Source organism: Methylomonas sp. EFPC1 (genome assembly GCF_016925515.1).
Classification (GTDB): domain Bacteria; phylum Pseudomonadota; class Gammaproteobacteria; order Methylococcales; family Methylomonadaceae; genus Methylomonas; species Methylomonas defluvii.
Map to the genome: position 1 here is coordinate 4,806,356 of NZ_CP070494.1, position 9,643 is coordinate 4,815,998.

6 protein-coding genes are annotated in these 9,643 nt (G+C 54.9%); 2 read left to right on the forward strand and 4 right to left on the reverse strand.

All coding sequences use genetic code 11. The features are described 5' to 3' along the window. Positions 1–23: 23 nt before the first annotated feature. Positions 24–1,535, forward strand: coding sequence for a methyl-accepting chemotaxis protein (locus JWZ98_RS22055; protein WP_205452178.1), 1,512 nt, complete (start codon positions 24–26; stop codon positions 1,533–1,535). Positions 1,536–1,617: 82 nt separating this feature from the next. Next, positions 1,618–2,169: an ADP compounds hydrolase NudE gene (gene nudE / locus JWZ98_RS22060; protein ID WP_205452181.1), complete on the forward strand. Its 552-nt coding sequence runs from the start codon at positions 1,618–1,620 to the stop codon at positions 2,167–2,169. Between the two features lie 11 nt (positions 2,170–2,180). Here the strand turns inward: nudE and JWZ98_RS22065 are convergent, their stop codons facing one another. The 4 genes from JWZ98_RS22065 to JWZ98_RS22080 all read right to left on the reverse strand — a co-directional run bounded on the left by JWZ98_RS22065 (position 2,181) and on the right by JWZ98_RS22080 (position 9,643). Next, entirely contained in the window at positions 2,181–3,875 is a 1,695-nt protein-coding gene (locus JWZ98_RS22065) for a BatD family protein (protein WP_240348137.1), read from the reverse strand. Positions 3,876–3,887: 12 nt separating this feature from the next. Next, entirely contained in the window at positions 3,888–7,013 is a 3,126-nt protein-coding gene (locus tag JWZ98_RS22070) for an efflux RND transporter permease subunit (protein ID WP_205452187.1), read from the reverse strand. 3 nt (positions 7,014–7,016) lie between these two features. Continuing rightward, positions 7,017–8,153, reverse strand: coding sequence for an efflux RND transporter periplasmic adaptor subunit (locus tag JWZ98_RS22075; protein ID WP_240348139.1), 1,137 nt, complete (start codon positions 8,151–8,153; stop codon positions 7,017–7,019). 191 nt (positions 8,154–8,344) lie between these two features. Further along, positions 8,345–9,643, reverse strand: coding sequence for a hemolysin family protein (locus JWZ98_RS22080; RefSeq protein ID WP_205452189.1), 1,299 nt, complete (start codon positions 9,641–9,643; stop codon positions 8,345–8,347).

Consider the following 9,643-nt stretch of genomic DNA (forward strand, 5'->3'; position numbering starts at 1 on the left):
AGCCGTCGAAAGGAGTTAAATTCATGAGTACCATGAGAGTGCGGACCCGTTTAGGCCTGGGATTCAGCGGTGTCCTACTGTTATTGGCCATTATTGCCGGCATCAGCATCAACGGCATGAACGACCTGCTGTCCAACATCGACAATATGGTCAACGATAAATTTCCGAAAACGGTCTGGGCCAATAATGTCATCAGCAACATTAACGTTATTGCCCGCTCGATGCGTAATACCCTGATTATCAAAGATCGAGCCGCCATTGATAAGGAACTGGCCCGTATTCAAGACGCGCGCCGCACCATCAAGGAAAACCTGGATAAACTCGACGAGAGTATTAGCAGCGTGGAAGGTAAAGCCGTACTCAAAAAAGTGCTGGATGCCCGTACACCCTACGTGACCGCCCAGGATCAGTTCATCAAATTGGCCGGAGAGGGTAAGCAAGCGGAAGCAACGGATTTCCTGCTGACTCAAGTCAGGAAGTTACAAACCGAGTATATAGATTCAGTAGCTGCGCTAATCGAGTTTCAAACCAAGCTAATGAAACAATCCGGAGTAGAAGCCAAGGAAACGGTTAATCAAAGCGTTAACTTGATTACCACATTGGCGCTAATTTCCGTGGTAATTGGCGGCGTAGCCGGCTATCTGATCACTAAAAGCTTAATGACGCAGCTTGGCGGAGAACCCAGCTATGCTGCCGAAGCGGTCAATACCATGGCCGCCGGCGATCTTTCCGTGGCGATAGAACTACGGGAAGGCGACACCGGCAGTTTGCTGTACGATTTAAAAGGCATGCGCGACCAGCTCAGTAACGTCGTCCAGCAAGTTCTGGGTAACGCCGACGTATTAAGCTCCGCGTCCAAGGAAGTTAGCGCTACCGCGCAATCGATCAGCCAAGCCACCACCGAGCAGGCCGCTAGTGTCGAAGAAACCACCAGCTCCATCGAACAACTCAGCGCTTCGGTGCAACAAAATACCGAAAACGCCCACGTCACCGAACAGATGGCCGGCAAATCCGCCAGCGAGGCCAAACAAGGCGGGGAAGCGGTGATCGAAACTGTCAACGCCATGAAACACATCGCCAAAAAAATCGGGCTAATCGAAGATATTGCCTACAAAACCAATTTATTATCCTTAAACGCGGCAATCGAAGCCGCTTCCGCCGGCGAACACGGTAAAGGCTTTGCCGTGGTGGCGGCGGAAGTCCGTAAACTGGCTGAAAGCAGCCGCACCACGGCGGCGGAAATCAACGAACTAGCTTCCAACAGCGTCTCGATTGCCGAAAAAGCCGGCGTACTCATCGGCCATGTTCTACCGGACATCGTTAAAACGGCGGACCTGGTGCAAGAGATCAATGCAGCGTCTGCCGAACAAGCCAGCGGCATCAAACAAATCAGCGAGGCCATGCGTCAGCTGGACAGAGTAACCCAACAAAACGCGGCCGCCTCGGAAGAAATGGCGGCAACCGCCGAGGAATTGAACGGGCAAGCCGAACAACTGCAAAACGTGGTTGGTTTTTTCAAGTTAGCCAACAGTTAGAAGTGCTTTTGCGCGGATATTAGAGTCAAAAGCACATCCTTTTTAGCAACCAATCAGCAACCAAGTTGTAGAACCTGAGCCGATGCCCAACAGACCGAAAATTCTGAAACAAACCGTCATCGCCCAAACCCGGCAATTCTGCATCGAAGCCCTGGACCTGGAGTTTAGTAACGGCGAGCGCCGCCAATACGAGCGCCTGGCCCGCAGCGCCTCGCATGGCGCGGTGCTGATTGTGCCGATGCTGGATGCAGACACGGTGCTGCTGGTTCGGGAATATGCCGCCGGCATTCATCGCTACGAACTAGGCTTACCCAAAGGCAAGCTCGATGCCGGCGAAGACATGCTGGACGCTGCCAATCGCGAGTTGAAAGAAGAAATCGGTTACGGCGCCGCCAAATTACGCCATTTGCACCGCGTATCGCTGGCGCCGGCCTATCTGGAACACACGATAGATATTATTCTCGCTGAAGACCTGTATCCGGAAAAGCTGGTCGGCGACGAACCTGAAGAACTGCAAGTGGTACCTTGGCCCTTGAATAGTATCGATACTTTGCTAGCCAGCGGCGAATGCAGTGAAGCCCGCTCGATTGCCGCATTGTATATGGCATTGGCACATCTGAACGGGCGCGGCTGAGGAATCGAACCTTAAATCTTGAACAAAGGCTCCAACCCGTCATCGCTTTTGCTTTTGCCTTTGCCGCTGACCGCTGCCGGTTTAGTGGAAAACACCTGCCAAAGAGTCTGGCCTTGCCAGTCCTGACTTTGGCCGGAATATAGCAAGCGATTCAAAGTCAAAATCTCTTCACGCAGCGCCTCGGGACAATGCGCCGCAATTGCACCCAAACTTTCCGCGCCGAACTCGGCCTTACCCCATTGCAACAAGGCCTGTTTGGCGGCCTGCGGGTTATTTTCCCAACAAGCGCGTTTCAGCGTCTTTTCCATGGCAGTTTCCGGCACCCGTTCAACAGACTTATCCTTAGATACTTTGCCGGAAGGGCGACGATAAAACACAACAATAGTCAGCAGCCAGCCCAGCGCCAACGTCGCCGATACCGCTTGCCAAAAGCGGGTGTCGCTGCTGTTGGTCACGGTAATCGGCGACGTGATCATTGGGTTAGTTACCGGCTCTTGAGGTGCATTTGATGTAGCGGGCGGTGCGGAATTTTGGGCATCCGTGCTGCCGGCTAAAGCCGTGAGCTTGACGCTAGGCAGATGTGCAGTTTCCGTTTTCTGGGTTTTGGTGTTGAACCAAACGATGTCCAGCGCCGGCAAGGTGTATTCGCCGGGCTTGGAAGGGATGAAGGCAATTTTTTCCTCGCGTAGGGCCGTTAAGCCGTCGCTGTCTTTATCTTCCTTCAGCAGCGGTTGGTCGGGATAGGTTTTGATGCCGTCGATAGCGGTTTTATCGAGCAGCTCCGGCAACTGGCCGACCGTGGCGCCTTTCGCGCTCAACGTGAGGGTGCGGGTCAAGGGTTCGCCCACTTTGGTTTGCAAGCCGGCGTCGGACCAAGCTTCGCTGAGTGTTAATGACTCGGCACTCAACCAGTTCGGGCCTTTAAAGCCTGCCGGCACCGCTTGCACGTTTAAAGTGATGGCTTTGGAAGCCACCCGCCGAGTTTCGGTATCCGGCCGATTGAAGAAGCCGTTGAAACTCGGTTGGCGTTGATTGCTCAGGTATTCGGCATTCAGAATCAGCGGCGCAATAGTAAATACCCCGCTCTGTTGCGGAAAAATGGCATATTTGCGCTCGGTCACCCAGTAATCCACGCCCTTGACTTGGGTGGCGTAGGTGCTGTCCTCGCCCAGTTTTTCGACTAAGGCATCCTTAATTTCCGGCTCGCTAAGGCTGGCCTGGGTAATCTGTACTTTGCGGAACAACTTCAGCGTGTACAGCACCTGCGACTGCACATAAGGTTGCTCTGGCGTAGCGGTCACGTCCAGAAATATGTCATCGTTGCCTTGTGGAGCGGCGGTATTTTCATTCACAACCAGCTTCAACGGCTTGCTGCTATCGGCACCGAAGGCAATCGGCGGGATAAACAACTCGCCGGCTTGTTTGGCCATCGCCCGGACTATCCATTGTTCGGTCCGGCTACTTTTGCCGTTGACCCAGGATGAGCTGGTGCTGCGCTGCTGACTGAGAATTTCAAAATTCTCCTGCAAGGGCGCAAACTCAGGATTGCCGTCCGGCTCTTCGCTGGCGGTAAAGGTAATTTGAAACGATTCGTTAAGGCCAACCGGATTACGATCAACCGCCACTTGAATCTCTGCCGCCTGTATCGCGGTGCTCAGCAGCATTAACAGGCCATACAGCAGCCACGAGTAGATATGTCTATGCATACAATTGATCAATTACTTCATCGAAAAAGGTTTATGTATATCGCGGCGATCATCGAACCATCCGTATAACACCGGCAATACCACCAGCGTCAGCAGCGTGGAACTAATCAAGCCGCCGATCACCACGATAGCCAAGGGCTTTTGCACTTCGGAACCGGGGCCGATGGCAAACAAAAACGGCACCAGACCTAGCAAGGCCACCGTGGCGGTCATCATCACTGGTCGAAAACGCTGTTCGCAACCGCGCCGTATCGCATAATCCAGACTCAGGCCGCTTTCCCGCTGCGAACGGATATACGATACCAATACCACGCCGTTCAGCACCGCTATGCCCCACAAGGCGATGAATCCCACCGAAGCCGGCACCGACAGGTACTCGCCGCTGAGAAACAGCGTGATGATGCCGCCAATGGACGCAAACGGCAGCACCAGAATAATCAATGCGGCAAAGCGCAGCGATTTAAACAGCATAAACAACAAAAAGAAAATCGCCGCGATGGTGACCGGGATGATCATCTGCAAATGTCCCAAAGCTCGTTCCATATTCTGGAACTGGCCGCCCCATTGCAGATAATAGCCTTCCGGCAATTGCACCTTGTCGGCCACGGCTTTTTGCAGTTCGGCCACGAAACCGCCCAAATCCCGGTCGCGAACATTAATACCTACCACGATGCGGCGTTTACCCATTTCCCGGCTGATCAAGGCAGGGCCGTCGTTTAAGGTGATGTTGCTGACATCGCCCAGCGGTACGCGCGCGCCGTTCGCGGAGGTCAGCATCAACGCATCGATAGCGCCGATATTATTCCGAAATTGCTCCGGCAGGCGCACCGCCGCCGAAAAGCGCCGTTCGCCTTGATAAATCTCGGTTGCCACTTTGCCGGCTATCGCGGTTTCTATGACATCGTGAATGTCCGCTGCATTCAAACCGTGGCGGGCGATGGCTTGCCTATCGACGGTGATATTTAAATATTGCTGACCGGTCAGGCGCTCAACCCGAATATCGCGGGCACCGTTCACGCTGTTGGCTACGCCGGCAATAGCGTCCGCCAGGCGTTTCAGTTCAGCCAGATCGTCGCCGAACACTTTCACGGCCACGTCGGAGCGCACGCCGGTGACCATTTCGTCTACCCGGTCGGAAATCGGCTGGGCCATCACCACCTGCATGCCGGGCAGGTTTTCGGTGAGTTTGGCGCTCATCGCATCGGCGATATCGTCCTGAGTCCAGCCTTTCGGCCATTCTTCCCGCGGTTTCAATGTAACGATAGGCGTGGACTCGTTTTGCGCTTGCGGATCGGCCGGACTTTCGCCGCGCCCCACACCGCTAACCACGGTTTTTACGCCGGGGATTGCCATCACCATTTTCATCGCCTGCATCTCCACATTGATGCTTTCCTCAAGTGAAATGTTCGGCATCCGGTTAATGCCCGGCACGATGGAGCCTTCCTTCATTTCCGGAATGAACGATGTGCCCAGCAAGGGCAGTAAGGCTAAAGTCGCGGCAAACACACCGACCGCACCGCCCACCACCTTCAGCCGATTGGCCATCGCCCAATCCAGCATCCGTAAATAAATCCGCTTGATGAAAGCGATCAGCCGGGTGTCATGTTCGCCGTCGTGGCCTTCCAGTAAAAAGGCACAGAGTACCGGCGATAAGGTCAACGACACGATCAACGAAATCAGCAAGGCAATCGCAATGGTATAAGCCAGCGGCGCGAACATCTTGCCCTCCATGCCTTGCAGCGTCATCAGCGGCAAAAATACCAGCACAATGATGCCGACACCGAACAACACCGGTGTGGCTACTTCCTGGGCGGCGGTCTGTACCACGCGCACCCGGCTGGTAGCGCGGCCCTTGCGTTCGCCGAGCAGGCGAAATGCGTTTTCCACCACCACCACCGAACCGTCGACCATTAAACCAATGGCAATCGCCAAGCCGCCCAGCGACATCAAATTGGCCGACAGACCCAGCTGATTCATCGCGATAAACGTCACCAAAGGCGTGACGATCAAGGTGCTGACCACGATCAGACTGGAGCGCACATCGCCCAGAAACAGGAACAACACGATCACCACCAACACAATGCCTTCCAGCAGAACCTTGGTCACGGTATGCAAAGCCGCATCGACCAAATCGCTACGGTCGTAATAGGAGACAATTTTAAGATCGTTGGGCAGCATGCCTTTCGCGTTGATTTCCGCCACTCGCGCCTTGATCCGACTGACGACTTCCTTGGCATTACCGCCACGCAGCATCATGACCACGCCGCCGACCGCTTCGGTGTAGCCGTCCTTGAGCACCGCGCCTACTCGAACTTCATGGCCGATTTTGACTTCGGCGACATCATGCATATGCACCGGTACCGAGTCTTCTTCCTTCAAGACGATATTGCCGATGTCTTTGATGTCGTTAATCAAACCGACGCCGCGAATCAGATATTGTTCGGCATAATGCGGCAGTACGCCACCGCCGCTGTTGGCGTTATTTCTGGCCAGCGCCTCGAATACTTCAGTCAATGAAATCCGGTAATGATGCAAGCGGTTGGGGTCAACCAACACCTGGTATTGCTTGACATAGCCGCCCTGGGAGTTGATTTCCGCCACGCCGGGAATCCCGCGCAGCAACGGCCGCACTACCCAGTCCTGGGCTTCGCGGCGCTGTTGCAATTCCTCCTGGGTCAAGGCCCGCTGACCGTCGTCGTCGCGTTCCAAGGTGTATTGATAGACCTCGCCCAAACCGGTGGACACCGGCCCCAGCACCGGATTGATGCCTTCCGGCATCTGCTGCTTCACCTCTATCAGCCGTTCCATCACCAACTGCCGGGCAAAGTAAACCTCGGTCTTATCGGTAAAAATTAACGTGATCAAAGACAAGCCGTTCTTATTCATCGAACGCATTTCTTCCAGACCCGGCAGGCCGGCCATCGCTATTTCCAAGGGCACGGTGACCAGGCGTTCCACTTCGTCCGGCGATTTGCCGGTCGCTTCGGTGGCAATTTGAACCTGGATATTGGTGACATCCGGAAATGCATCCACCGACAACTGCTGCACGGCGCGCGCACCGAACAGCGTGACCGCCACTGCCAGCACCGCCACCAGAACACGTTGATGCAGAGCGGCTGCTATTAGGCTGTTAATCATGCTCTACTCCAATGTGCTGCGCAGGCGTTCGTTATTTAAATGAAACGCGCCGCCCACGACAATTTTTTCACCCGCTTTCAAGCCTTCCAATAAGGGCCGTTTCTGCGCTTCTTCGCGGCCCAAACGTACCGGGCGCAACTCAAAACGTGCGGCAGCGGTTTCCACAAACACAAAATCCTTATCATTTTCCCTGACCACGGCCTGGCTGGGCACGATCAAAGATTGCGAACCGGGCTTGCTGATTTTCAGTGTTGCCAGCATCTGCGGCTTAAACAGACGCTGCGGATTGGCCAGGGCCATGCGCACCGTCACCGTGCGGGTGTCCGAATCGACCATATCGGCGACGTAAATCAGTTTGCCGCTAACTTCCTGCCCCGGCAGTGCAGGCACTTCGGCGAACGCTTGATCGCCTTGCCGCGCCCAATGCGCTTGTTGCTCGGGAATTTCCGCCACCAGCCACAGCTGCGACAAGTCCGCAACGGTATACAAGGCGTCTGCCGGCTGCACCACCTGGCCGATGGCGACGTTTCGTTCGATGACGACGCCGTCTATGCTGGCGGTAACCGGCGAAAAGGAGTGAATGCTGCGCTGTTTGTCTATACGCTGCAAATCGGCATCCCTCATGCCCATGACCCGCAACTGGTCGGCGGCGGCGCGTAAATCCACATCCGCTTCAGTCAACACGCTCTGCCGCTCCTGAAACTCGGCTTCCGAGATCACGCCGCTTTCCAGCAGGCGCTCGGCGCGCTTGACGGTAATCCGCCGTAAATTGACTTGCGACGCGGCTTTTAAATAGTCGGACTGTGCTTTACCCAGTTCGGTACTGTTCAGTAGCGCCAGACGTTCGCCCTTTTTTACGGCTTGACCGAGCATGGCATCGATTTCGGTAATCCGCCCGGTAACCGAGGCGCCGATGCGCGCGACTCTGTGTTGATCCAATTCCACCCTGGCCGAAAGATTCAGCGACTCGGCGACTTCGCCGGGTTTAACCTCGGCGATGCTCAGCAGCTTTAGCAAGGCGGGCGAGGCTTCCAGTAAGGGTTTATGATCCGCGCCAAGGGCGGGCAGGGCAAAACTCAGCAAAAACAGCGCTGCCATAAGCGGCGAAGAGCGGAATGGCGTATGGAGCTTGGCTTTCATGGTATTTCCTTTAAGCAAAAAATCTTTTCAAACAACTAACAAATCACGGGCTATTTCTACGTTGCCAGGTGATTTTCTAGGTCGTCAGGTAATCTAACGATGTAAAGCGAATGCCGATGCAAGCAATGTTGGCGTATAACTCAGGTGTCGCCTATTGCGCTTTAGGCCGACAAACCCAATTTGGCAAAGCGTTAAATTGCGGCCTCGGGCGGCTTGGCGCTGACCAACACCTTGTCAATACGAGTACCGTCGATGTCGACGATCTCGAAACGCCACTGCCGATATTCGAAGTTGTCCGTTACTTGGGGAATTTTTTCCAGGTAAAACAAAATAAAGCCGCCGACGGTGTGATAGGCGTTGTCGGCTTCGCCGGGCAAATTGCCGTCTATACCGATCACCGTCTTCAAACGCTGAATCGATAAGCCGCCATCCACCAACCACGAACCATCGCTACGTTGCACCACATCGACGTCCAGATTGGTGCGGCTGGGCAGATGGCCGACGATGGCTTTTAGGACATCACTCAGCGTGACCAAGCCTTCAATATCGCCATATTCGTCGACGACCAGCGCCAGATCGGCTCGCTTTTCCTGGAAAAATTCCAGTAATTGCCTTAGCGTCATGGCTTCCGGCACGTATAGCGGCGTATGCAGGATCGGCGCTATATCCAAGGTCTCGCCGGCCATCGCCAGTTTCAGCAGATCGCTTCTCTGCAAGATTCCGACCACATTTTCCAGACCGTCCCGGCAAATTACTGCCCGGGCGTAAGGACAGTCGGCGATTTCGGCGCGCACTGTCGCTTCCGGATCGCTTAAATCGATAGCGTATATCTGCTGCCGGGGCGTCATGGCCGCACCCAGCATTTGTTCATCCAGTTGCAGGACGTTGCCAACCAAATGGCTTTCGCTGGCATGAAATACCCCGGACTCCGCACCGATTTCCATCAGCAGTTTGATTTCTTCGTTGGTGACACTGGTCTGCGGCGGCCGATGCGCGCCAAATAGCCGCAGTATCAGCGTACTAGATGAAGACAGCAGCCAGACGACAGGGCTGGCAACCAGTGACAGGGTGTGCATGGGCCGGGCGATAAACACCGCAATCCGCTCCGGATGTAGCAAGGCCAGTCGCTTAGGCACCAGTTCACCTATGACTACCGAACAATAAGTAATCAGAAATACCGTGGCGATTAATGCAATGCTCTGGGCATAGGGTGCCAGCGCGGGGATGTTCTGCAGTTGCCGATACAGGGGCTCGGTCAAGGCATCCTCGCCCAGCGCGCCGCTGAGAATACCGACCGAGGTAATGCCGACCTGCACGGTAGACAAAAATCGGGACGGATCCTGGTGCAATTTCAGCGCGGTGCGCGCCCCCGCGCGTTTTTCACCGGCCAGTTTCTGCAAGCGCGCCAGTCCGGAAGAGACCAGCGACATTTCCGACATCGCAAACACGCCGTTGATCAGGATTAAAATCAGTATCAGGCCAATATCCAT

Coding starts and splice junctions, on each gene's coding strand:
- JWZ98_RS22055 (WP_205452178.1), top strand. CDS start 24: ATGAGTACCATGAGAGTGCGGACCCGTTTAGGCCTGGGATTCAGCGGT.
- nudE (WP_205452181.1), top strand. CDS start 1,618: ATGCCCAACAGACCGAAAATTCTGAAACAAACCGTCATCGCCCAAACC.
- JWZ98_RS22065 (WP_240348137.1), bottom strand. CDS start 3,875: ATGCATAGACATATCTACTCGTGGCTGCTGTATGGCCTGTTAATGCTG.
- JWZ98_RS22070 (WP_205452187.1), bottom strand. CDS start 7,013: ATGATTAACAGCCTAATAGCAGCCGCTCTGCATCAACGTGTTCTGGTG.
- JWZ98_RS22075 (WP_240348139.1), bottom strand. CDS start 8,153: ATGAAAGCCAAGCTCCATACGCCATTCCGCTCTTCGCCGCTTATGGCA.
- JWZ98_RS22080 (WP_205452189.1), bottom strand. CDS start 9,643: ATGGATATTGGCCTGATACTGATTTTAATCCTGATCAACGGCGTGTTT.